The following is a 22,187-nucleotide window of genomic DNA, read 5'->3' on the forward strand; positions in this document are numbered from 1 at the left end:
GGCTTGCCCCTTCGCAATGCAATAGAAACCCATGCCCGCCAGCGTCCCGATGCGCTGGCGGTCTGTATTTCGGGCACCCGCCTGACCTATGGCGCGCTGCATAAGCGCATCGCGCGCCTGAACACCGCGCTGGCCGCCCTGCCTGCACAATTGCGCAGCGGGTTTGCCCTGCCAGAGACCGGGCGCCTGTTTGCTTATGCGGCTGGCAATCACCCGTCGGCAGCCCCGATGCTGAGCACCGCACTTGCGACGCCGCACGCGGTTGCCCTTCTTGATCCTCAATGGCCGGACAACCTGCATCAGCAGATGCTGTCAAAGCTTCCACCGGATGCCGTGTTCTGTCTGTCGTCGCAAACCGCCCTGATCGACGCCGCAAGGCATCTTGGCATTCCTGCCATCCGGGTCGACACGGATGAATTTGCCGCGTTCGAGGGCCCTGCCGACCCGCTGCTATGGACCCAAGGCTCTGACATCTTCATGGTGGGTTTCACATCGGGCACCACGTCACGCCCCAAGGCTTTTGCCCGCGCACGCCACTCCTGGCGGGCCTCGCTGGACGCAAGCCGCTGGGCCTTTGCCCTCACGGACAAGAGCCACACCTTCGCCCCTGGCCCTCTTGCACACGGGATCACCCTTTATGCTTTTGCCGAGACCCTTGAAATGGGGGCCAGCTTTCACGGGCTAACCCGTTTCGATCTGGGCGACGCACATCGCGCCATGGCGGACACCCGCCGGATCGTGGCCGTGCCGACCATGTTGGGCGCGCTGGCCCGTGGCGCGGCGCAGGACCAGATCATCGAGATCACAACGGCGGGGGCCAAGCTTGATCCGGGGCTGCTGGGGCGGGCACGGAAAGTGTTTCCCAAGGCCCGTATCCACGAATACTACGGCGCGTCTGAACTGGGATTTGTCAGCCTCAACACCCATGGCCCCCAAAGCTCTTCTGCACCGGCCAACAGCGTGGGGCACCCGTTTCCACATGTCTCCCTGTCGATCCGCCACAATGGCGAGGAACTCCCGCAGGGTGAGACAGGCACGATTTTTGTACGTGGGGATCTTGCCATCGACGGCTATCTCTGGGGCGGGCGCCACAGCGGATTTCGACGCGAAGGCCCCTGGGCCACGGTCGGGGATTTGGGGCGTCTGAACAGCGACGGCTCGCTTTCTCTGTTGGGCCGTGAAGGAGGCATGGTGATCACAGCCGGTCACAATGTCTATCCGCAAGAGATTGAAACCGCCCTGTCCGAAATCGCAGGGGTCGAAGGGGCTGTTGTGTTCGGGCAGTTGCACCCATCGCGCGGGCAAGAGGTCGTCGCAATTGTCGGCGGTAACGCTCTGATTGAAGAAATCCGCGCCCAGTTGGCGCTGCGCCTGCCGCGTTACAAGCTACCCCGCAGGTTTTTTCGGCTCGACGCATGGCCCCTGACCAGCAGCGGCAAGGTCGACCGGGCCGCCCTGCAAAACTGGTTGAAAGAAAAGGATGACCGGCTTGTTCCCTTGTCCGCCTGAAATCCAGCCCGTGATCATTGCCGCCCGTAGGACCCCGATCGGCCGCGCAGGCGGCGATTTCCGCGATGTCGAGATCGAGAATCTGGCCGCGCCGGTTCTTGCTGCCGCGCTTACTGATTCCGGTGCACCGCCCGCCGAGATTGATGATGTGATCCTGGGCAATGCCGCCGGACCGGGCGGCAATATCGCCCGCCTGTCGGCACTCACAGCTTGGGGTGACACCTCTGTGCCGGGTGTCACCGTCGATCGGCAATGCGGATCCGGGCTCGAAGCAGTTATTCTGGCCTGCCGCCTGATCCAAAGCGGCGCGGGCTGCCTGTTCATTGCTGGCGGCGTCGAAAGCCAAAGCCGCAAACCACTGCGGGCCTTCCCAACGAAGAGAGGGGCCGAGCCGGCATTTTACGAACGCGCCCGCTTTGCGCCGGATGCCATTGGCGACCCCGAGATGGGCATTGCCGCCGACACGGTGGCAGACCGCTATGGGGTGACCCGCGCGCGACAGGACGCCTATGCCCTGCAGTCCCATCGCCGAGCCATCGCCGCACAACATGCTGGGGTGTTTGAGGCCGAAATCGTCCCAGTCGCGGACATTACAAGCGATGCCTGCCCTCGCGATGACCTGACACCAGAGCGCCTTGCGCGCCTCCGGCCCGCGTTCTCAGCGGCCGGCACGGTGACCGTCGCGAATGCCTGCCCGTTGAATGACGGGGCTGCGGCTCTGGTGATCACGACGGCAACTCGCGCCCGTGCCCTTGGCCACAACAAAGCCCTCGCCTTCATGGATGCAGCAACGGCAGGTGTCGATCCGAATGTGCTTGGTATCGGGCCGGTGGCGTCGACACAAAAATTAATGGAGCGCCACCAGACCCTCACGCTTCACGACGTCACCCATGTGGAGTTTAATGAAGCCTTTGCCAGCCAGACACTGGCCTGTTTCGATGCCCTAGGCCTGCCCTCGGACCTGCCCAATCCCCAGGGCGGAGCCATTGCCCTGGGACATCCGTTCGGGGCATCGGGCGCAATTCTGGCAACGCGCCTTTTCACACAACTGGTGCGCCAAACCGCACCAGACCACGCGCTGGCGCTCGCCATGATCGGGATCGGGGGTGGTTTGGGTCTGACTGCCGCCTTCCGGCCCATCACGCTCTGACTTTTTCTTGGGGCAAAGCCCCTGACAAAAAAACGGGGCCGCCGAAGCGACCCCGTCACACTGTTAGAGGATAAAGGATTTATTCGTCGTCTTCATCCAGCACACGCACCGCACCGGTCGAGGCATTGGAGACATGCGCCGCATAGACCTTGAGTGCTTTTGACACCGCACGCGGACGGCCTTCGGCCTTCCAGAACTTCTTGTCTGCCTGCGGGTGGTTTGCACGGCGACGCGCCAGTTCCTCGTCGCTCACATCCAGGTGGATCGAGCGGTTCGGCACCGAGATCTTGATCTTGTCACCATCTTCGACAAGGCCAATCACACCCTTTTCCGCCGCCTCCGGCGAGGCGTGGCCAATCGACAGACCAGCCGTACCGCCAGAGAAGCGTCCGTCGGTCAAGAGCGCACAGGTCGTGTCCAGTTTCTTCGACTTCAGGTAAGCGGTCGGATAGAGCATCTCCTGCATCCCCGGTCCACCTTTCGGCCCTTCATAGCGGATCACGACCACCGAATAGGGCTTCACTTCGCCCTGCAGGATGCCGTGCATCGCGTCTTCCATCGATTCAAAGACCTTGGCGGTGCCTTCGAATTCGTACATTTCCTTGATGACACCGGCGGTTTTCAAGATACAGCCCTGCTCGGCAATATTTCCGAACAACACGCAGAGGCCGCCCTCTTCGGAATAGGCGTTCTCGAAATCGCGCACACAGCCATCCTTGATGTCGAGATCCAGCTCGGTATACATCCGCGACTGGCTGAAGGCTTCGGTGGTGCGCACGCCACCGGGGGCCGCAATGTAAAGATCACGCGCTTCGTTGCCGGCTGTTTCCCGGCGCACGTCCCATTTGTCGATGAAGTCGCCCATAGTCTTTTCATGCACCGTGGCGCAATCGCGGTGGATTTTACCCTCACGGTCCAGCTCGCCCATGATGCGGGCAATACCGCCGGCGCGGTGCACGTCTTCCATGTGGTATTCAGGCGTCGAAGGCGCCACTTTGCAAAGATGCGGGATCTCGCGGCTCATGCGGTCCATGTCGGCCATGGTGAAATCTACCTTACCCTCATGCGCAATCGCCAGAAGGTGGAGCACGGTGTTGGTGGAACCACCCATCGCGATATCCAGCGCCATGGCGTTCTCGAACGCCTTGAAGTTGGCGATCCCGCGCGGCAGCGCGGTCTCATCGCCATGCTTGTACCAGCGTTCACAAAGTTCGACGATCTTGTGCCCGGCTTCCTCGAAAAGACCACGGCGCTTGGAATGGGTCGCCAGAAGCGAGCCATTGCCCGGCAGCGCCAGGCCCAGCGCCTCGGCCAGACAGTTCATCGAGTTGGCAGTGAACATCCCCGAGCACGACCCGCAAGTCGGACAGGCCGAGCGTTCCAGCTTTTCAACCTCTTCTTCGCTGCGGTCCTCGTCGGTCGCACCAACGATGGCAGTCACGAGATCGGCTTTGTGTTCCCCGTCTTTCAAGATCACCTTGCCTGCCTCCATAGGGCCGCCCGAGACAAAGATCGCGGGGATGTTCAGGCGCATTGCAGCCATCAGCATACCGGGCGTGATCTTGTCACAGTTCGAAATACAGACCAGCGCGTCGGCACAGTGGGCGTTGGCCATGTATTCCACGCTGTCGGCGATGACTTCGCGCGAGGGCAGCGAATACAGCATCCCGTCATGGCCCATCGCAATCCCGTCATCCACGGCGATGGTGTTCATTTCCTTGGCGACACCGCCTGCCTTTTCAATCTCGCGCGCGACCAGTTGGCCCATGTCCTTGAGGTGCACGTGGCCGGGCACAAATTGTGTGAACGAGTTGACCACACAGACAATAGGCTTGCCGAAATCCTCGGTTTGCATACCTGTCGCACGCCACAGCGCGCGGGCAGCGGCCATGCGACGGCCGAAAGTGGATGTCTTGGAACGAAGATCAGGCATGGTAGGTCTCCTGTTGCGCGTTTTGGCCCATATAGGGTCTGACAAGGACGGGTGCCACCACCAACCCCGTTTTGCAAGAGGACTCGCGCAAAATTCGTGCTTTTCCACCACCGGAAAGGATGGAAACCATCCGGCTGCCCCGCCCCATGGGTAACATCCTGACAGCCACACCCAATGCCCATGCCGCCCATTGACGCCAAACGTGGTTCTGTCAGTGTGGCGCCATGCAGAACACCCGGGCAGACACAACCATCATAGGCGGCGGCGTGGTCGGATTGTCGATCGCGCTTGGATTGCTGCGTGCCGGTGAAAAGATACATGTGCTGGACGGGGCCGATCACGATCCCCGCGCCAGCCTTGGAAACTTTGGGCTGACATGGTTGCAGGGCAAGGGGGCGTCCTATGCGCCCTACACGCGTCGGACATGGCAGGCGATCACCGCCTGGCCCGACTTTGCCGCAACACTGCAAGACCTGTCCGGCATAGATGTCGCGCATCACGCGACGGGCGGTTACGAGTTTTTCACTGACCCGGACGAGCTTGACGGCATGGCGGCAGATCTTGCCGCGCAGTCCAATACGCTCGGGCCCGGGTTTTCGTACGAAGTTTTGGACAATGCAGCCCTGAAACAGGCCCTGCCAGGCATTGGAGACACGGTCATCGGGGCCACCTATACCCCGCACGATGGCCATGTGAACCCGCTGCGTCTGCTGTCTGCCCTGCGGAAGGCCCTGCAGAATGGCAATGGTAGGATATCCAATGGATGGGTGGTGCAAGATATCCGCCGCAATGGCGATGATGGGTTCACGCTGACGAATGCAAAGGGGGACGTGCATCAAACCGGCCGCGTGGTGCTGTGTGCAGGTCTGGGAGCGGCGGCGTTGGGCGAAAGACTGGGCTTTCGGGCCACGGTTCGGCCCCAGCGTGGCGAACTTCTGATCACGGAAAAGCTTGAAACTCGTTTGCCGTTCCTATCCTCGACTCTCCGACAGGTGGATGAAGGCGGCATCCAGATCGGCGGCACGAAATCGGATGGCGGACTGGATGACCGCGAGGCGATCGAGAAAATGCGCTTTCTGGCACGTCATGCCGTGGCAGTCTGGCCTGCGTTGAAAGATGTGAACGTGGTGCGCAGCTGGGGCGCCCTGCGGGTGATGACCGAAGACGGCTATCCGGTATATGCCCGCGCACCCGATGGCAGCGAGGCTTATCTCGTGACCTGCCACAGCGGGGTGACACTTGCGCCGCTGCACGCGACGCTTTTGGCGGATTGGATCAACCAGACGTCAGCGGCGCCTGATCTGGAGGCTTTTTCCGATGCAAGATTCTAGGTTCATCCGCCGCGTAACTGACAAGGCACTTGTGTCGTTTACACTGGATGGTGAAACGGTTGTCGCACAAGCCGGGGATACGGTGGCGGCGGCCTTGGTCGCGCATAACGCAAGCCCCCTTCGGCATACCGGCCTTTCAGGGGCCCCGCGCACGCCCTATTGCATGATGGGTGTGTGTTTCGAGTGTCTGGTAGAGATCAATGGCCGCCCCAATGTTCAAAGCTGCCTGATCGAAGTGCAGGACGGCATGCAAGTGCGCCGCATGCATGGATTCCGCAAGATCGAAGTACGCCATGGCTGACTTGATCATCATCGGCGCAGGGCCTGCTGGAATGGCCGCGGCTGCCACCGCCGCGCGGGGTGGCGCACAGGTCGTCCTGCTGGACGAACAACCGCGCCCCGGCGGCCAGATCTATCGCAACATCACGCGCAACAAGACAGAACTGACCTATCTGGGCGGCGACTATGCCAAGGGCATGGAGCTTGCAACTGCGCTGGATCATCCCAACATTTCTTGCCGCTATGGCAGCACCGTTTGGCGGATAGACGACGGCCCACGCGTGACGTTCGACCAGAACGGCAAAAGCAGCAGCATCACGGCGCCGCATGTCCTGATCGCCACAGGGGCACAGGAACGCCCAACACCGTTTCCGGGCTGGACACTTCCCGGCGTGATGCCGGCAGGTGCGGCGCAGATCCTGATGAAAACCTCGGACCTAGTGCCGCGAAACGCCGTGCTCGCCGGGACGGGCCCGTTGCTTTATCTCATCGCCAGCCAGATGATTGATGCCGACAACCCGCCTTTGGCCATCGTTGAAACCCAGACCACAGCAATGCTGTTGAAAAGTGCAAGGCATTTCCCCCGCGCCATGCTGGACCGGCATGCCATTTTCAAAGGCGTCGCCATGCTGCGCAAGATCCGGCGCGCCAAGGTGCGCCGCTATGTCGGTGCCAGTGCCTTTCATGCAGTGTCGGATAAGGGGCGGCTGAGCTTTCACTTCAAGACGCAAGGGAAATCCCACAGTGTTGCCTGCGACCTGGTACTGACCCATCAGGGGGTGGTGCCATCGACCAACCTGCAGCGGGCCGCCGGGCTTCCGATGGAATGGAACCCAGCACAGGCCTGTTGGCAACCGCAGAAAGATGACGAGGGGAAAACCCCTGTTCAGGGTCTCTGGGTCGCCGGGGACGGCGCGGGCGTTCATGGTGCGGATGCGGCGCGAGCTGAAGGCGTAATCGTCGCCAATGCCATTCTCTGTCGCCTTCACGGGTTGCGCCCCGAGATCGCGCCACACGTGAATGCGCATGCGTTGAACCACCGGTTTCGGGCACGGGCGATCAGGCCGTTTCTGGACGCGGCATATGCCCCCTCTCCCGAGATTTTTTCGCCCCCTGACGGCACCGTTGTTTGCCGCTGCGAAGAGGTGACCGCCGGGCAGGTCCGGCAGGCCATATCCTCCGGCGCCGACGGATTGCGCCAAGTCAAGGCGGAAACCCGCGCGGGCATGGGCCCCTGTCAAGGGCGCATGTGCGGCTTGACCCTGACTCATCTGTTGTCGGAACAGACCGGCATCCCCCCTGACGAAATCCCCGCTTTGCGCGCGCGCAGTCCAGTGAAGCCTGTCACTCTGGGGGCGCTCGCGGAGCTCGAGATCGAAGAGTGACGCCAGGGTCGGATCCTGGCATTAGGCAACGCGCTGCCCTTTGCTCCAAACTGCACGCAAGGCGGGCACGCCCTCGGTCAAACGGAACCGGATCAGGTCAGCCTGCAAATCGGGGGCAAGCCGTCCCCGATCATGCAGGTTCGTCATTTTCGCCGGGGTCGAAGTGACTGTGGCCAGACCCTTGGCCATGTCCCCCCAGTGTTGCCCCAGCTGCACCGCCCCAAGCAAAAGCGAAGCCGGCACGTAATCGGACGAGATAATGTCGAGCAGGTCCAGATCCGCGAGGTCGATGGCCGCGACATTTCCGGAATGCGACCCCCCGCGCACGAGGTTCGGCCCCCCCATGATATTGGCGATGTCGTTCTGGTGACAGGCGCGCGCGGCTTCAACCGTGGTCGGGAATTCTGCCAGATGGATGCCGTAGCCTGCAGATACGGCAACCTGCGTGGCGGTGGTGTCATCATGGCTTGCCAACACCGCGCCATAGCGGCGGGCGGCGTCAACCGTCGCGCGTTCATGGACCTCGCCCACCTTGGCGCGCAAGCCGTAGAGAAACTCCACATACTCCTCGAACGCCTGACCCGCGAGACCGTATTTCCCGTTCATGTAGATTCGGTATTTCTCGATATCCGAGAATTGGCGCTGCCCGGGCGTGTGGTCCATCAAGCTGACGATGCCCACGCGATCCTCGGGGCCGAATTCAGCCAGTTCTTCGATCAGGGTTTCTGAACACACCTCGGCCCGCAGGTGCAAATGGTGGCTGATTTTCAGGCCGCCGTGATCGCGCATGGACAGGATTTCATTGGCAATCTGGCGGGCGTACTTCCCGTACTTCTTGCCCGCATCAGATACGATTGATCCAACCCGGATCGCATCAAACACCGTCGTGATCCCCACGCTGGCAAGTTCGGCATCATGCGCCACGATGGCCGCCTGATGTGGCCAATCGACCTTGGGGCGCGGATGGATATGCCGTTCAAGGTTGTCGGTGTGCAGCTCGATCAGGCCCGGCGCAACGAAGTCTCCCTCGCAATCCTCGGCCCCGACGGGCACAGCGGTGCCCGTGTCCAGTGCAACAATCCTGTCGTTATTTATTGAAATACTGCCCCGTACGGTTTCTGTCTCAAGAACAAGGGTGGCATTGGCGAGGATAAAGTCTTGTGTCATTTGTCTGTTACGCGTTTCTGGCATGGGCAGGAAAAAACGGAGAACCAAGGTGCAGTTTACCCGGTATGGCATTTACTATACTCCGCCACGTGGAGCGCTGGCGGATTTCGGCGCGGCGTGGTTGGGATGGGATCCGGTGAAAGGACGTGCTGTGGCGCATCCCGAAATTGCAGGTTTGCCCGGACCTGTCAGCGACTTGACCGAAACCCCGCGCAAATATGGATTTCACGGCACTATCAAGCCGCCCTTTCGGCTGGCGCCCGGAACTGACGCCAAGGCTCTGGCGACCGAGCTGGAACAGGTCGCCACCACGCTGCGCCCTGTGTCTCTTGGCGGTCTGGAAGTGACGCGGCTGGGCGGGTTTCTGGCCCTGACGGTCACCGGACCACAGGAGGCGCTTGCCGATATGGCCAGCACCGTCGTGCGTGGGCTGGATCATTTTCGCGCGCCGCCCAGCGAGGCAGAACTCGCCCGCCGCCGCAAATCGGCGCTTTCGCCCAGACAAGAAGAGCTGTTGGCGACTTGGGGCTATCCTTATGTCATGGACGAGTTCCGGTTCCACATGACGCTGACCGGCAAACTTGGCAAGCGGGATGCGGAAACCACGCGCACCGCGCTCGCACCGGAAATGCAGAGCCTGCTGCCCGCCCCCTTTGTGGTGAGTGATCTCACTCTGGTCGGAGAAGACACGGACGGGCTGTTTCACGAAATCCATCGCTATTCCCTTTCGGGGTGAAGTGCGGCTGTGATCGCGCGGACGGTGTCTGTCAACGGGCCATCATTGCAGATTTCGATCACGTCCTCGCCGGCGGGTCGCACATAGCCCGCCCGCGCAAGACGTTTGTCAATGTCGTCCGCAGTTTCCCGACCACGCCCGCCCAAACGGCGCGCAAGGGTTTCGGGTGACGCTGTCAGCGACAGGATGCGAAAATCGTCAAAGCAACCGCGTGCTGTATCAAGAACCGCACGGGAAAGGTTCATCAACACGCGTGCACCATCGGGGCGGCTTTCTATTTCCGCGACGGGTATGCCGTAGGCAAGGCCATGTGCCTCCCACCAGAGACAGAATGTGCCGGCGACAACACGCTGTTCAAACTCGGCGCGGGTGACTCCCTCGAACTCTTCGCCACCAGCCTCGGCAGGGCGGGTGATCACACGGCGCACCAGATGCGTGTCCGGCAGGGTTTGGGCCAATGCGTGCATGACCGTATCCTTGCCCACGCCTGACGGGCCGACCACCGCGATGACCTGAACGGGCATCAGGCTGCCCTCGGGGTATAGATTGACACATCCACCTCGCGGTCACAGACACGGGCACGAGCGGCTTCGTCATGGAATATCCCGATGATGGCGGCGCCTCTTGCCTTGGCCTCTTCGATCAGGTCCAGCACGGTTTCCCGGTTGGCCGCATCAAGGCTTGCTGTCGGTTCATCCAGCAGCAACGCTGGATAAGTGTGGGCAAAGCCGCGCGCGATGTTCACCCGCTGTTGTTCACCGCCCGAAAACGAGGTCGGGCTCAGCGTCCAGAGACGTTCGGGGATGCGCAGGCGCGCCAGCAGGCCCCGCGCACGCGCACGGGCTGTGTCGATGTCCACACCCACCGAAAGAAGCGGATCGGCCACGACATCCAGAGTCGGCACACGCGGCACCACGCGCAAGAACTGCGAGACATAACCCAGCGTGTGGCGGCGCAATGCGAGGACTTCCCGAGGCTCGGCCTTGGTGACGTCCAGCCCGTCAATGATAATGCTGCCCGATGCGGCCAGGTAATTGCCGTAAATCATGCGCATCAGGGTAGACTTTCCGGCGCCGGACGCCCCGGTCAATGCCACGCATTCCCCGCACCTGACACTTAACGAAGCGCCTTCCATCACAGGAATGACCACGCCATCCTGATTGTGCAGGGTAAAGGTCTTGGACAGGTTCGAAATCTCAATCATCGGTCTTCTTCTTCGATAAATTTCCCAAAGGTGCCACTGCGCGTGTTCATCACACCTGCAACACGGAACTGACCAAAAGCTGCGTATAGGCGTGTTGCGGATCGTCGAGAACCTGATCCGTCAGGCCGGTTTCCACAACGTGACCGTCTTTCATCACCATCAAACGGTCCGCCAGAAGGCGCACCACGGCCAGATCATGCGTGACAATGATCGCGCTCAGACCCATTTCACGCACGAGGCCGCGCAAGAGATCCAGCAGGCGCGCCTGAACCGACACATCCAAGCCCCCAGTGGGTTCGTCCATGAACACCAGACGCGGGCCGGTCACAAGGTTACGCGCGATCTGAAGGCGTTGCTGCATCCCGCCTGAAAACTGTGTCGGACGGTCATCAATGCGTGTTTCACTGATCTCGACACGTCCCAACCAGTCAATTGCGCGCTCGCGGATATCGCCATAGTGGCGTGCGCCGACTGCCATCAGGCATTCGCCCACATTGCCACCGGCGCTGACATTCATCCGCAGCCCGTCGCGCGCGTGCTGGTGCACAAAAGCCCAATCGGTACGCGACAACATCCGGCGCTCGGGTTCGGACATTGTCACCGTGTCCTTCAACCCCTCGGCCCGGGTGTCGAACAGCACTTCTCCGGTATCGGGGGCAAGGTGCCCGGCCAGACAATTCAAAAGCGTCGACTTGCCGGACCCGCTCTCGCCCACGATGCCCATCACCTCGCCGGGATAGAGATCAAAGCTGACGTCGGTGCACCCGATGCGCGTCCCGTACATTTTGCCGATTTTGTCGACCTTGAGCAGCGGGGTCATGCCGCGTCCTCCTCGAAAGCTGTGCCCTGCGCACCGATATGGCCGGCCTTGCGGCGGCTGGCGCAGTAATCTGTATCCGAGCAGACAAACATCCGTTGCCCACTGTCATCCATGATGATCTCGTCCAGGTAACTATCCGTCGCCCCGCAGAGGTCGCAGGGGGCGTCAGCCTTGCTGGCCTCAAACGGGTAATCGTCAAAGTCGAGGCTGACCACCTGTGTGTAAGGCGGCAGGGCATAGATGCGCTGTTCGCGCCCGGCGCCGAACAGTTGGATCGCTGGCATCTCCATCTTGGGGTTGTCGAATTTCGGGATCGGGGACGGATCCATCACATAGCGCCCTTCAACCCGGACCGGATACGCATAGGATGTGGCGATCGCACCGTGCCGGCTGATATCCTCGTACAGTTTCACGTGCATAAGGCCATATTCCTCCAGGCTGTGCATTTTGCGGGTCTCGATTTCCGAAGGTTCCAGAAACCGCAGCGGTTCGGGAATGGGCACCTGATAGACCAGGATCTGATCCTCGGTAAGCTCCGCCTCGGGAATGCGGTGGCGGGTCTGGATCACGCTGGCCTGGGTGGTGTCTTCCGTTGTGGCCACGCCCGCAGTTTTTTCAAAGAACTTCCGGATCGACACCGCGTTGGTCGTGTCATCGGCCCCCTGATCGATCACCTTGAGCGTATCATCCGGCGTCAGTGTCGCGGCGGACACCTGCACGCCACCAGTGCCCCAACCATAGGGCATCGGCATCTCGCGAGAAGCGAACGGCACCTGATATCCGGGAATGGCAAGCCCCTTTAGAATGGCGCGCCGGATCATGCGTTTGGTCTGCTCGTCCAGATAGGCGAAGTTGTAGTCTGACGTATTTTGAACGTGTTCTGTCCGATTTTCCCCTGAAATCGCCATCAATTTGCCCCCTCGGTCGCGTAGCCAGAGCCCGTGAAACCAACAAAAATCAAGGAGAGAGACAGATGTTGGAATGGACGGTCATTTTCATGCTGGGGATTTTTTCCGCAGCGCTGATTGGAAAAGTACTTATGAAGCGTCACCCGGATTCGGGATTCGGCGCATCGCGCGACGAATAAGTCACGCCCCAACAAATCGGGTGAAAGCGAGGCCGTGGTCATTTCGCGGCCTCCTTCTGTTGCGACAACATCGACTCGCGCCGCAGCTTGCGGATCAACTCCAGTTCGGATTGGAAATCCACGTAGTGCGGCAGCTTGATGTGTTCGAGAAACCCTGTGGCCTGAATGTTGTCGGAATGGCTGAGCACGAATTCCTCATCCTGTGCGGGCGCGCCAAGGTTGTCTTCTCCAAGCTCTTTCCAGCGCAGGGTACGATCCACCAGCGCCATCGAGATTGACTTGCGCTCGGAATGGCCGAAGACCAGACCATAGCCGCGGGTGAACTGGGGCGGTTCCGTTTTCGAACCCGTGAACTGGTTGACCGTTTCGCATTCGGTAATTTCGATTTCACCGATCTCGATCGCGAAGCCCAGTTCGGGAATGTCCATTTCCACGTCCACCTTGCCGATCCGCAACTCGCCGACAAAGGCGTGGTTGCGCGCGTAACCGCGCTGGGTGGAATAGGCCATGCCCAGAACGAACCCCTCATCCGCACGCGACAGCGACTGAAGCCGCAAGGCGCGATCCGCAGGCAGTTCAAGGGGTTCGCGGGTCAGGTCGCCGGGCGTGTCATCACTCGCCGCTTCGGTCTGGATCAATCCCTCGCGGTTCAGGAACTCGGTGATATGCGGTGTCGGCTCTTGCCTTGCGATCCCTTCGGGCACCTCTGCTACCTCGCCTTCCGCGGCCAAGGCAAAATCCAAAAGGCGGTGCGTATAGTCGAAGGTCGGCCCCAACACCTGCCCGCCCGGTGCCTCTTTGAAGGTCGCGGAAATGCGGCGATCACAGGCCATTACGCCGGTATCGACCGGGTTGGAATATCCAAAACGCGGCAAGGTGGTGCGGTAAGCCCGGATCAGAAAGATCGCCTCAATCATATCTCCGCGCGCCTGTTTAATGGCAAGCGCAGCAAGATCGGGATCATAAAGCGACCCTTCAGCCATGACGCGATTGACGGCAAGAGACAGTTGTTCGCGGATCTGCGCCACGGATAGCTCTGCAACGTTGAGGTCTCCGCGGCGTTCCTCGGCCAGCCACGCGTGGGCGTTTTCAATGGCGCGTTCGCCACCTTTGACCGCAACATACATCAGTTTGCCTCCACTTGGGTTGTGCGCGGCAAAGCTGCGACCTGCGCCCCCGCGGTAAAGAAGAAGTCCAGCCCAAGCGGAAACAGACTTGCGTTTTCCTGAAATGCTTGCGTGTCGGGCAGTGACAGCGCGGAGTGTTCCTTGATCCCCGGTCCACGCAGCACCGCCCCCTCAGGCGCAAGCCGCTCGCATTCCACGATCAGTGTGGCTGACCGGTCCGGATACTCCGGCGTGCCAATCGGGAAATCGGCGAGCGGAAGCAGGGCCTGCCAGGACCCGATCGCAAATATCGCGTCCGGCTTGTGGGTGACAGGCGCCCCGATATGAAAGGCGATCCAGTCGCGTACAGCCTTGCAGTCAACCTCTCCGGCCAGATGGATCGGCGTTTCTGGATCACAAAGCGTCAACAGAACAATACCCGCCGCAATCGAAAGGGGTACCGGAGGTACAGCGCCGGACAGGTCACGAATTTCGCCGGGCTTTGCCATCACGTTCATGATTTGACGGAATGCAAAGGCCGCCTCAATGGGGGCATCCGTGAAACCGCCCTTCAGGATATCCGCGTTCATTGGTCCTCTCCGCGTACCATAGTGAAGAATTCAACTTTTGTCGCCGCGGCTTTGGCGGCGCGCTTCGACTTCATTGCGCCGATCTCGGCCGTCAGGCGCGCGATCAGGGTGGCACGCAGGTGGTCGGCACTTGGTCCCTGCATAAGGGCGTCAATCAGGGCGGCTGTGGTCGCCTTGTCCTTATCCCGCCCCTGCACATAGGCATGTCCGATCTCACCACTGTCCAATTGCAGCGAACAGCGGGTCACCGTCATTTCGCCAAGATTGAACGGGGCCCCCGTGCCCCCCATGCGGCCCCGCACCATGGCTGCCCCGACTTCAGGCGTGCGAAGCCACGTGTAGCCCGGCGCCATGCCGGTGGCTTGCCAGAGGCTCTGCAGGGTGGTTGCCGGCGCTTTGGCCAATAGGCTCATCCAGTCGCGGCGTGTGATTTCTACGGTCATCTAGACACCTTGCCGATTTATCTAAAATACTATACAACTAGACAAATCAATACATTTGCGCCCCGAGTCGGACAATCCTGTATTTCGTGAAAGTTTCGTGACGTGACCTCAGCACAAAGAAAGACACCCGTCTGGCAAGCCATTGCACAAACTCTGACAGAAGACATTGCCAAGGGCCGTTATGGCCCCGGAGACAAGCTGCCGACCGAGGCCGAACTGTCAGCGCGGTTCGGCGTCAATCGACATACGGTGCGGCACGCCCTTAAGGATATGGCCGAAAACGGGCTGGTTCATGCGCGGCGCGGCGCAGGGGTATTTGTCGCCCAGACGCCCACCGATTACCCCATCGGCAGACGAGTGCGGTTCCATGCCAATTTGCGCAAATCCGGGCGACTGCCGGGCAAGGAGATCCTGTCGTGTGAAACTCGCGCCTCAGATGCGCGGGAGGCCGATGCGCTGGGCTTGGAACAGGGCAAGGCTGTGCATGTGTGTAATGGTTTATCGTTAGGCGACGGTCAGCCGCTGGCTTTATTTCGATCGGTCTTTCCTGCGGAAAGATTCCCGACATTGTTGGATGAAATCCGTGCACAGCACTCTGTCACGGCGGCGCTTCGGGCTTGTGGTGTTGCGGATTACACCCGCGCATCAACGCGGCTCACCGCGAAACGCGCAGATCCGACGCAAGCCCTGCACCTGCGTCTGCGGGAAGGCGATCCGATCCTGCGCTCGGTTGGGATCAACGTGGACCCTCAAAACCATCCGGTCGAGTATGGAACCACGTGGTTTGCCGGCGACCGGGTGACCCTGACGCTGACCGATGATGTGACCGGGGGCTCAGAAGTACTCTGAACTGTCACGTATGCGACATACAAATCACTTAGGAAGTGGGCAATTCGCTCTTATCGAACAGTTTCCGATGTCCAGAATTGCCCTTTCCCTGCGCCTGACCGGTGCCACCGTCCTGCGAGACGGCGAGATGCAGAAGCGTTCTCTCGTGGTTGAACGGGGGCGTATCTCAAAAGGCCCTTTGCCAAGCGTTGACCTGGCCGGCTATTTGCTGATGCCGGGGATCATCGACATGCATGGCGACGCGTTTGAGCGCCACATCGCCCCGCGGGCAAGCGCCTCGTTCCCGATCGAAACCGGCTTGCGCGCCACGGATCGGGATGCCGCAGCGCACGGTGTGACAACCGCATGGCTTGCCCAAAGCTGGAGCTGGGAAGGTGGCCACCGAGGCCCGGATTATGCCGAAACGCTGTTGACCAAGATGGATCACTACAAGCCGCTGGCCCAAACGGACCTGCGCATCCAGATCCGGTGCGAGACGCATACGGTGGATACCGCAGCGCAACTGCTCGCCGCCGTTGAACGGCACAACATCGACTATGTTGTCTTCAACAACCATCTGGACGAGGCGTTGCAACTGGCCCGCCTGCGCCCCGAGGAAATCACGCTCTGGGCCCAAAAAGCCGGGCGTACGCCGGAACAGCACATGCGACTTGTCCATGATGCCCAAAAACAGACCCCGCGTGTCCCGCGCTATCTCTGCAATCTGGCCGAACGGTTCGACCAAATGGGGGTGCGCTACGGCTCTCATGATGATCCGGACGGCGACACACGCGAAAGGTTCTCAATGATCGGGGCACGGATCTGCGAGTTTCCCACCGCTCGACCAGCTGCGGCCCTAGCTAAGGCCGTGGGTGACCATGTTTTGATGGGCGCCCCCAATGTGGTGCGGGGTGGCTCTCAATCGGGCAACGTGGCCGCGGTCGAGTTGATCGAGGCCGGGATTTGCGACGCGCTAGTGTCCGATTATTATTATCCCGCGCTGGCGCAGGCCGCGTTCAGGCTGGCGGATGAGGGCATTCTGTCTTTGCCGAGGGCCTGGGACATGATCTCGACAAACCCTGCACGGATTATGGGGCTTGCCGATCGCGGGGCGCTCGACTTTGGAAAACGGGCCGATCTTACCATTATCAACGCAGAAACGCGCGCGATCGAGGGCACCATCGCAGGTGGGCGGATCACCCATCTTGTGGGCGAGGCCGCACACCGGTTCTGCCAGTCAAGCGACGCGTTACCGATGGCCGCAGAGTAGTTGCACGGTTCCAAACTGGGTGTAGGCTGGGTGTCGCAGAACAAGGACACCAGATGCCCGCCCCTTCACTTGACCCGCAGGTCCAAGCTTTCTACGAAACCGCTCCCGAACCTCTCAGGGCAGGGCTACTCGACTTGCGCGACACGATATTTGCGGTTGCCACCGAGATCGAAGAAACCGGCGGCGTTGAAGAAACGCTGAAATGGGCACAACCGGCCTATCTGCCGAAACGGCCCCGCGTGGGCACGACACTGCGTCTTGGCCTTCCAAAAACGGGAGGCTTTGGTTTGTATGTCCACTGCCAGACCTCTTTGATCGGCGATTTCGCAACCGCCTTTCCCGACCTTCAGTACGAAGGAAACCGCGCCATCCTTTTTTCAGAAGGGGCCGTACCAGATGAACGCATAAACCTCTTTGTCGGGAATGCTCTGACCTATCACCTGAAAAGGTAACGGATCAGCCGCCGTATTTTTCAAGGAAAGCCTCGGCCGACAACGTGCGAAAATCTTCCAGCGCGGCGCGCAGCTGGGCGTGTTCCCAATCCCACCACGCCAAGGACAGCAAACGCTCGGCGACATCATCAGCGAACCGGGCACGCATCGGCACAGCTGGCACGCCCGCCACGATCATGTAGGGCGGGACATCTTTCGTCACGATGGCCCCGGATGCAACGATCGCACCATGCCCGACCGTCACCTCGGGCTTGATCATGGCATTGTGCCCGATCCAGGTGTCGTGCCCGATAAACGCCCTGCGAGACGCGCGGTGTTCGAAAAAGGCGTTATCCACTCCTGCATCGTCCCAATAATCGGACGACCGGTACAGGAAATGGTGAAGGCTGGCATTTGCCATCGGATGATCTGTGGCCCCGATCCGCACGGTTGCGGCGATATTGGAAAACTTGCCGATCTCGGCATTGGCGATATCCGCCATCCGGTCACAATAGGAATAATCCCCGAAATGGCTGTTGACGATGCGCGTTCCCTTGCCGATCTCGACAAAGCGCCCGAAGGTAGCATTGTGCAACTCGCAATCGGGGTGAATGAACGGGGTGTCTTCTTTCAGTCGGGCCATGTCTGCCTCTTGAACCATGCTGGTGCCAAACCCTGCGCAGAAGGTTAGTGGCCGCTTTCATTGCCGGAGATCAGTCGGCGGCGCAGCCAACCCGAGAACCAATCCATCGCCATCACCATCAATACGATCAGGACGATGTAGTAAGCCACCTCTTCCCAGTCTTTCTGCGTGATCATGGCCTGCGTCAGCAACAGACCGATCCCGCCCCCGGTGATCGCGCCGATGATGGTCGCGCTTCGGGTGTTGGATTCAAGGAAATAGAGGATCTGGCTGAGGAGAACCGGCGTCACTTGGGGGATCACCCCAAAGCGATAGCGCTGGATCGGGTTCGCCCCGGTGGACTGGACCCCTTCGATCTGTTTCTCGTCAACGTTTTCCAGCGCCTCCGAGAACATCTTGCCAAAGCTGCCCGTGTCCGTGATCAGGATCGCGAGGGCACCGGTCAGGGGACCTGGGCCAAACGCGCGGGACAGGACAATGGTCCAGATCAGGGCATCAACGCCGCGGCAGAAGTCAAAGAAACGACGGGTCACCTGCCGCACTGCCATGAAGGGCGAAAAGTTCTTGGCCGCAAGGAAGGCAAGCGGCAAGGCCACCAGCGCGGCCCCCATCGTGCCGAGGAAAGCCATCAAGATGGTCTCGAAAATTGCCCAGGCCACATCGGCGTGCCGCCACATCTTGTTGTTCCAGAAATCGCTCCAGATATCCGCGGCTTCTCCGCCAAGGGCGCGGCTCATGACCTCGGAAAGGCCCATCCCGTGATAGGGACTGTCCAGCGTGAAGAAGAACAACTCCCACCCCATGAAATAGCGAAACACTTCGGTCCGGTTGCGGGTCACGGTCAGGCGTCCCTCGTCCGTCGTCACGGTGAGGCGGTTCTTTGAGAGGTTGATCCAGTCTGGCACATCACCCCCGGGCAATTGGGCCTGAACACCCTTGCCGCGGCTTGGCTGTGCCGTGATCAGGCCATAGCCCGGAATGTCATAGGACACGAAATTTTCCGCGCCGAAGGTGACAACATGGCCACCGCCAAGATCAATCACGGTCTCATCGCCCAAGCGCACCCATTCTGGCGCGGTGCCGGCGGGATAAGCGCCCTTGCGTTCGCCCTCGATGGCGGCGCTGACCTCGCCCGAACGGTTGTCGCGGCTGACATGGGTCTTGTAGCTATAGCTGTCGGCCACCAGCGCGCGGGCGTTGTCAATCTCGAAACGCTTTGCCAGCCCCGGCACGTCAAAGGAAAAGAAGATATAGGTCAGGTAGGCCAGGACCAGCAGCGGCAGCCCGAACGAGACCATCCGCTTACGTGAAAAAATCTGGTCGGCCTGAAGTTTGAGCAGGTCGGTATCGGTCGCGGTCATGGTCATGCCGTCACCTTCATCTTGATTTTCTTGCCATGTGTCAGGCGGTCACGAACGTGGCTCGAAAACTGGTCCACCACGACAATCGACAGGAACAGCAGCAGGAAAATCGCAGCGGCCTCGTCATATTGCCCTTTGCCCCAGCTCATCGCGTTCTTGAGTTCATAGCCGATGCCGCCGGCCCCCACGAAGCCAAGGATCGCCGAGGCGCGGATGTTGATTTCAAAGCGCAGCAAGGCATAGCTGAGGTAGTTCGGCGCAACCTGCGGAATGACACCGATCCACATGCGCTGGAACCAGCTTGCACCGACAGATTGCAGGCCCTCGACGGGTTTGAGCGAGACGTTCTCATTCACCTCAGAGAAAAGCTTGCCAAGTGCCCCCGCCGTGTGGAACGCAATGGCGACCATCGCAGGTACGGGCCCGCCACCCATCACAAAGATCAGGACCAGCGCAATCACGATCTCGGGGATCGCGCGCATGATGTCCATCAAACGGCGGAACACGGGAATCAAGCGCGGCCAGCGGGCCAACCCGCGCGTGGACAGCAAAGACAGCCCCATCGCCAGCATCGCACCGATCAGCGTCGAGGCCCCAGCGATGTTGATCGTCTCAATCAGCGAGGGGAAGAACTTCACAAGATGCGAAGGAAGTTCTGCGGCCTTTTCAGCTGCTTCCCCCAGCACTTCTTTGGGGAAATCGAAGAACCGGTGAAAACCGTCCCAGAAACCGCCCGCGTTCCGGTCGTCGGCAATCATGAAACCCGACACCATTAGCGCGACAAAGACAATCAGCAGGATGCCGTCCAGCAGCCGCTTGCGCCGCACCTGCGCCATATAGTCGGCGCGCATGTGGTCGATATCACCCGTCAGTTCCGCCATGAAACCCTCGCTTGGAAAATGCAGACCCCGCGCGCGGCGGGGCCTGTGTCGTCATATGAAAATGGCTTAGTTGGATTTCAGCTTGCGCGCTTCGATGATGACTTCATACGCGTCGTGGGTGATCGGCATGAAACCTTTTGCCTCGCCTGCGGCCACACCGTAGAAGCATTCGTCGTCCATCGACTTCAGCGATGCCATCAGGCCGGTCATTTTGACTTTCACGTCTTCCGGAAGCGCCTTGCGCAGAACAACGGGGCCTTCTGGGATCGGCTTGGACTGCCAGATCTGCACGAGGTCGTTCATGTCGACCAGTCCGGCATCAACCGCGCGGCGCAGCGCGCCCGAGTTGTAGCCGTCTTCCCAGGCACCCAGGCCATCGGCCCAGGTCACGCCGCCGTCCACGTCACCGTTGTTCACGGCTACGATGGTTTGCTCGTGACCGCCGGTGAACTTGACCTCGCCAAAGTAGTCACCCGAGGTCATGCTCGCGCCGGTGGCCTGCGGGATTTCGATCGAGGGGATCAGAAAGCCCGAGGTCGAGTTCGGATCACCAAACCCGAAAACCTTGCCTTTCATGTCGGCCAGCGATGCAATGCCGCTGTCCTTACGTGCGAACCCGACCGAGTAATAGCCATAGCCGCCGTCTGTGTTGACCTTGACGAGGATCGGCTCAACCGCTTCCGGGTCCGACAGATAGGTCTTTGCGTAGCCTGACGCGCCCAACCATGCCATGTCGATGGTGCCGCCCAGCAAGCCCTGGATCACACCGTTATAATCGGCCGGTGCGAACAGCTTGGTTTCCACACCCAGCAGGTCTTCGGTTTTGGCACGCAGGCATTCGTTATTGTTCAGACGGTCTTGGGCGTTTTCACCGCCAAGGATTCCGATGCGGAATTCCTTGATCTCTTCGGCCATGGCAGGCGCGGTCAGGGCGGTGGTGGCCAGTGCGGCAGCAATCAGTTTTTTCATCTTCTCTCTCCAGTTGGTTTAAGCCCCGCCGTGACTGGACGGGGCAGATGAAACTCAGGCCGGAACGCTTTCGAGCGTCCGGATCTCAGTCGAGGTATAGGCCTCGTTAAAGCTGTCATCGGCGCCATAGATGTCGCGCGCGACGCCGGTGGTCAGTTGTTCCGGGGTGCCATCAAACACGATCCGTCCGTCGCGCATCCCGATCACGCGGTCGCAATAGCGGCGCGCGGTATCCAGCGTGTGCAGGTTCGCGATGACCATGCGGCCGTCTTCCTCGTGAATACGGCGCAGCGATTGCATGACGACCTGCGCATTCATCGGGTCAAGCGAGGCAATCGGTTCGTCGGCAAGAATGATGCGGGGATCCTGCATCAGCGCGCGGGCGATGGCGACGCGCTGTTGCTGCCCGCCGGACAGCGCCTCGGCGCGTTTGGGGCCGTGTTCGGCAATACCCAGACGGTCCAGGATATCAATCGCACGGTGGATGTCTTCGGACGGGAACAGGTTGAACACGGTTGCCAGGGTAGAGCGGCGGTTGAGCGTGCCATGCAACACGTTCGACACTACATCCATGCGCGGCACGAGATTGAATTGCTGGAATATCATCGCGCATTCCGACTGCCAGCGGCGCTTGTCAGCACCAGTCAGGGCAGTGATGTCGCGACCTTCAAAGGCGATCTTGCCGCTGGTGGCATCACTCAAGCGGTTGAGCATCCGTAAAAGGGTGGATTTGCCCGCACCCGAACGCCCGATAATACCGATCATGGCCGGTTCAGAGACTTCGATCGTCGCATTGTCCACGGCGATATTCGGGCCAAAAGCCTTAGTCAGTTTTTCGATGTGCAGCACAGTCTTTCCCCGCAAGTTCTTCGGCGGGGAGTAGGCCGGATTGGAGTCGGGTATTTGTCAAATTAGTGAAGAATTTGTAAATCCGATCTTTACAGATTTGTCATCTTTGGGCGCGTCAATTTCTTTTTTCCCATGAAAATCAAGGGCTCTTCTTGTCTCGGCGCGCAGGCATGTTACAATGCATACATAGTGAAAGACGCAGACCTCCAAAGACT

23 protein-coding genes are annotated in these 22,187 nt (G+C 60.4%); 9 read left to right on the plus strand and 14 right to left on the minus strand.

Annotation, left to right across the window (positions count from 1 at the left end):
• Positions 1–3 precede the first annotated feature (3 nt).
• Positions 4–1,509, plus strand: coding sequence for an AMP-binding protein (locus WNE31_RS12300; protein WP_349980083.1), 1,506 nt, complete (start codon positions 4–6; stop codon positions 1,507–1,509).
• On the plus strand, positions 1,481–2,659 hold the full coding sequence (locus WNE31_RS12305; RefSeq protein WP_349980084.1) for a thiolase family protein: 1,179 nt from the start codon (positions 1,481–1,483) through the stop codon (positions 2,657–2,659). The genes WNE31_RS12300 and WNE31_RS12305 overlap by 29 nt, the downstream gene beginning before the upstream one ends.
• Before the next feature lie 79 nt (positions 2,660–2,738).
• Here WNE31_RS12305 and ilvD read toward each other — a convergent pair whose 3' ends face one another.
• Complete coding sequence (gene ilvD / locus WNE31_RS12310) at positions 2,739–4,592, minus strand: dihydroxy-acid dehydratase (RefSeq protein WP_349980085.1); 1,854 nt, start codon at positions 4,590–4,592, stop codon at positions 2,739–2,741.
• Between the two features lie 224 nt (positions 4,593–4,816).
• Between ilvD and WNE31_RS12315 the strand changes: the two genes are divergently transcribed.
• The 3 genes from WNE31_RS12315 to WNE31_RS12325 are packed head-to-tail and all read left to right on the plus strand — an operon-like array spanning position 4,817 to position 7,587.
• Positions 4,817–5,923, plus strand: coding sequence for an NAD(P)/FAD-dependent oxidoreductase (locus tag WNE31_RS12315; RefSeq protein ID WP_349980086.1), 1,107 nt, complete (start codon positions 4,817–4,819; stop codon positions 5,921–5,923).
• The gene (locus WNE31_RS12320; RefSeq protein ID WP_349980087.1) at positions 5,910–6,224 is read left to right on the plus strand and encodes a (2Fe-2S)-binding protein; all 315 of its coding nucleotides are present in this window, start codon (positions 5,910–5,912) and stop codon (positions 6,222–6,224) included. The genes WNE31_RS12315 and WNE31_RS12320 overlap by 14 nt, the downstream gene beginning before the upstream one ends.
• Positions 6,217–7,587, plus strand: coding sequence for an FAD/NAD(P)-dependent oxidoreductase (locus WNE31_RS12325; RefSeq protein WP_349980088.1), 1,371 nt, complete (start codon positions 6,217–6,219; stop codon positions 7,585–7,587). The genes WNE31_RS12320 and WNE31_RS12325 overlap by 8 nt, the downstream gene beginning before the upstream one ends.
• Positions 7,588–7,608: 21 nt before the next feature.
• Here the strand turns inward: WNE31_RS12325 and WNE31_RS12330 are convergent, their stop codons facing one another.
• Entirely contained in the window at positions 7,609–8,754 is a 1,146-nt protein-coding gene (locus tag WNE31_RS12330; protein WP_349980089.1) for an alpha-D-ribose 1-methylphosphonate 5-triphosphate diphosphatase, read from the minus strand.
• 49 nt (positions 8,755–8,803) lie between these two features.
• On the opposite strand from WNE31_RS12330, the gene WNE31_RS12335 reads away from it, so the two are divergent.
• Positions 8,804–9,490: a DUF1045 domain-containing protein gene (locus WNE31_RS12335; RefSeq protein ID WP_349980090.1), complete on the plus strand. Its 687-nt coding sequence runs from the start codon at positions 8,804–8,806 to the stop codon at positions 9,488–9,490.
• Here the strand turns inward: WNE31_RS12335 and phnN are convergent.
• The 7 genes from phnN to phnG all read right to left on the minus strand — a co-directional run bounded on the left by phnN (position 9,472) and on the right by phnG (position 14,740).
• Entirely contained in the window at positions 9,472–10,014 is a 543-nt protein-coding gene (phnN, locus tag WNE31_RS12340; RefSeq protein ID WP_349980092.1) for a phosphonate metabolism protein/1,5-bisphosphokinase (PRPP-forming) PhnN, read from the minus strand. The genes WNE31_RS12335 and phnN overlap by 19 nt on opposite strands.
• Positions 10,014–10,694: a phosphonate C-P lyase system protein PhnL gene (gene phnL / locus WNE31_RS12345; RefSeq protein WP_349980093.1), complete on the minus strand. Its 681-nt coding sequence runs from the start codon at positions 10,692–10,694 to the stop codon at positions 10,014–10,016. The genes phnN and phnL overlap by 1 nt, the downstream gene beginning before the upstream one ends.
• A gap of 49 nt (positions 10,695–10,743) precedes the next feature.
• Positions 10,744–11,514, minus strand: coding sequence for a phosphonate C-P lyase system protein PhnK (gene phnK / locus WNE31_RS12350; RefSeq protein WP_349980094.1), 771 nt, complete (start codon positions 11,512–11,514; stop codon positions 10,744–10,746).
• Positions 11,511–12,422, minus strand: a complete 912-nt coding sequence (locus tag WNE31_RS12355; protein WP_349980095.1) for an alpha-D-ribose 1-methylphosphonate 5-phosphate C-P-lyase PhnJ — start codon at positions 12,420–12,422, stop codon at positions 11,511–11,513. Before WNE31_RS12355 ends, phnK begins: the two co-directional genes overlap by 4 nt.
• Positions 12,423–12,639: 217 nt before the next feature.
• Positions 12,640–13,728 carry a carbon-phosphorus lyase complex subunit gene (locus WNE31_RS12360; protein WP_349980096.1) on the minus strand — a complete coding sequence of 363 codons (1,089 nt, stop codon included), beginning with the start codon at positions 13,726–13,728 and terminating at the stop codon, positions 12,640–12,642.
• The gene (gene phnH, locus WNE31_RS12365) at positions 13,728–14,297 is read right to left on the minus strand and encodes a phosphonate C-P lyase system protein PhnH (protein ID WP_349980097.1); all 570 of its coding nucleotides are present in this window, start codon (positions 14,295–14,297) and stop codon (positions 13,728–13,730) included. Before phnH ends, WNE31_RS12360 begins: the two co-directional genes overlap by 1 nt.
• Positions 14,294–14,740, minus strand: coding sequence for a phosphonate C-P lyase system protein PhnG (phnG, locus tag WNE31_RS12370; protein WP_349980098.1), 447 nt, complete (start codon positions 14,738–14,740; stop codon positions 14,294–14,296). Before phnG ends, phnH begins: the two co-directional genes overlap by 4 nt.
• 102 nt (positions 14,741–14,842) lie before the next feature.
• Between phnG and phnF the strand changes: the two genes are divergently transcribed.
• The 3 genes from phnF to WNE31_RS12385 all read left to right on the plus strand — a co-directional run bounded on the left by phnF (position 14,843) and on the right by WNE31_RS12385 (position 17,290).
• Positions 14,843–15,589, plus strand: coding sequence for a phosphonate metabolism transcriptional regulator PhnF (gene phnF / locus WNE31_RS12375; protein ID WP_349980099.1), 747 nt, complete (start codon positions 14,843–14,845; stop codon positions 15,587–15,589).
• 67 nt (positions 15,590–15,656) lie between these two features.
• A complete protein-coding gene (locus tag WNE31_RS12380) occupies positions 15,657–16,838 on the plus strand; it encodes an alpha-D-ribose 1-methylphosphonate 5-triphosphate diphosphatase (RefSeq protein ID WP_349980100.1) in 1,182 nt (393 codons plus the stop codon).
• Positions 16,839–16,891: 53 nt separating this feature from the next.
• The gene (locus WNE31_RS12385; RefSeq protein WP_349980101.1) at positions 16,892–17,290 is read left to right on the plus strand and encodes a DUF1801 domain-containing protein; all 399 of its coding nucleotides are present in this window, start codon (positions 16,892–16,894) and stop codon (positions 17,288–17,290) included.
• Positions 17,291–17,294: 4 nt separating this feature from the next.
• Here the strand turns inward: WNE31_RS12385 and WNE31_RS12390 are convergent, their stop codons facing one another.
• From WNE31_RS12390 to phnC, 5 genes are all read right to left on the minus strand, one after another.
• Positions 17,295–17,912: an LbetaH domain-containing protein gene (locus WNE31_RS12390; RefSeq protein ID WP_349980102.1), complete on the minus strand. Its 618-nt coding sequence runs from the start codon at positions 17,910–17,912 to the stop codon at positions 17,295–17,297.
• A gap of 44 nt (positions 17,913–17,956) precedes the next feature.
• Entirely contained in the window at positions 17,957–19,273 is a 1,317-nt protein-coding gene (gene phnE, locus WNE31_RS12395; protein WP_463407433.1) for a phosphonate ABC transporter, permease protein PhnE, read from the minus strand.
• 2 nt (positions 19,274–19,275) lie between these two features.
• Positions 19,276–20,154, minus strand: coding sequence for a phosphonate ABC transporter, permease protein PhnE (gene phnE, locus WNE31_RS12400; protein WP_349980104.1), 879 nt, complete (start codon positions 20,152–20,154; stop codon positions 19,276–19,278).
• A 66-nt stretch (positions 20,155–20,220) separates the two neighbouring features.
• Positions 20,221–21,123, minus strand: coding sequence for a phosphonate ABC transporter substrate-binding protein (gene phnD / locus WNE31_RS12405; RefSeq protein ID WP_349980105.1), 903 nt, complete (start codon positions 21,121–21,123; stop codon positions 20,221–20,223).
• A gap of 54 nt (positions 21,124–21,177) precedes the next feature.
• Positions 21,178–21,972: a phosphonate ABC transporter ATP-binding protein gene (phnC, locus tag WNE31_RS12410; RefSeq protein ID WP_349980106.1), complete on the minus strand. Its 795-nt coding sequence runs from the start codon at positions 21,970–21,972 to the stop codon at positions 21,178–21,180.
• Between the last annotated feature and the right edge of the window lie 215 nt (positions 21,973–22,187).

Source organism: Shimia fortis, assembly GCF_040225985.1.
Taxonomy (GTDB): Bacteria; Pseudomonadota; Alphaproteobacteria; order Rhodobacterales; family Rhodobacteraceae; genus Shimia.

Excerpts from the sequence above, each read along its gene's own strand:
- WNE31_RS12305 (WP_349980084.1), top strand. The coding sequence starts at position 1,481 with ATGACCGGCTTGTTCCCTTGTCCGCCTGAAATCCAGCCCGTGATCATT.
- ilvD (WP_349980085.1), bottom strand. The coding sequence starts at position 4,592 with ATGCCTGATCTTCGTTCCAAGACATCCACTTTCGGCCGTCGCATGGCC.
- WNE31_RS12315 (WP_349980086.1), top strand. The coding sequence starts at position 4,817 with ATGCAGAACACCCGGGCAGACACAACCATCATAGGCGGCGGCGTGGTC.
- WNE31_RS12320 (WP_349980087.1), top strand. The coding sequence starts at position 5,910 with ATGCAAGATTCTAGGTTCATCCGCCGCGTAACTGACAAGGCACTTGTG.
- WNE31_RS12325 (WP_349980088.1), top strand. The coding sequence starts at position 6,217 with ATGGCTGACTTGATCATCATCGGCGCAGGGCCTGCTGGAATGGCCGCG.
- WNE31_RS12330 (WP_349980089.1), bottom strand. The coding sequence starts at position 8,754 with ATGACACAAGACTTTATCCTCGCCAATGCCACCCTTGTTCTTGAGACA.
- phnN (WP_349980092.1), bottom strand. The coding sequence starts at position 10,014 with ATGCCCGTTCAGGTCATCGCGGTGGTCGGCCCGTCAGGCGTGGGCAAG.
- phnL (WP_349980093.1), bottom strand. The coding sequence starts at position 10,694 with ATGATTGAGATTTCGAACCTGTCCAAGACCTTTACCCTGCACAATCAG.
- phnK (WP_349980094.1), bottom strand. The coding sequence starts at position 11,514 with ATGACCCCGCTGCTCAAGGTCGACAAAATCGGCAAAATGTACGGGACG.
- WNE31_RS12355 (WP_349980095.1), bottom strand. The coding sequence starts at position 12,422 with ATGGCGATTTCAGGGGAAAATCGGACAGAACACGTTCAAAATACGTCA.
- WNE31_RS12360 (WP_349980096.1), bottom strand. The coding sequence starts at position 13,728 with ATGTATGTTGCGGTCAAAGGTGGCGAACGCGCCATTGAAAACGCCCAC.
- phnH (WP_349980097.1), bottom strand. The coding sequence starts at position 14,297 with ATGAACGCGGATATCCTGAAGGGCGGTTTCACGGATGCCCCCATTGAG.
- phnG (WP_349980098.1), bottom strand. The coding sequence starts at position 14,740 with ATGACCGTAGAAATCACACGCCGCGACTGGATGAGCCTATTGGCCAAA.
- WNE31_RS12380 (WP_349980100.1), top strand. The coding sequence starts at position 15,657 with ATGTCCAGAATTGCCCTTTCCCTGCGCCTGACCGGTGCCACCGTCCTG.
- WNE31_RS12385 (WP_349980101.1), top strand. The coding sequence starts at position 16,892 with ATGCCCGCCCCTTCACTTGACCCGCAGGTCCAAGCTTTCTACGAAACC.
- WNE31_RS12390 (WP_349980102.1), bottom strand. The coding sequence starts at position 17,912 with ATGGCCCGACTGAAAGAAGACACCCCGTTCATTCACCCCGATTGCGAG.
- phnE (WP_463407433.1), bottom strand. The coding sequence starts at position 19,273 with ATGACCGCGACCGATACCGACCTGCTCAAACTTCAGGCCGACCAGATT.
- phnE (WP_349980104.1), bottom strand. The coding sequence starts at position 20,154 with ATGGCGGAACTGACGGGTGATATCGACCACATGCGCGCCGACTATATG.
- phnD (WP_349980105.1), bottom strand. The coding sequence starts at position 21,123 with ATGAAAAAACTGATTGCTGCCGCACTGGCCACCACCGCCCTGACCGCG.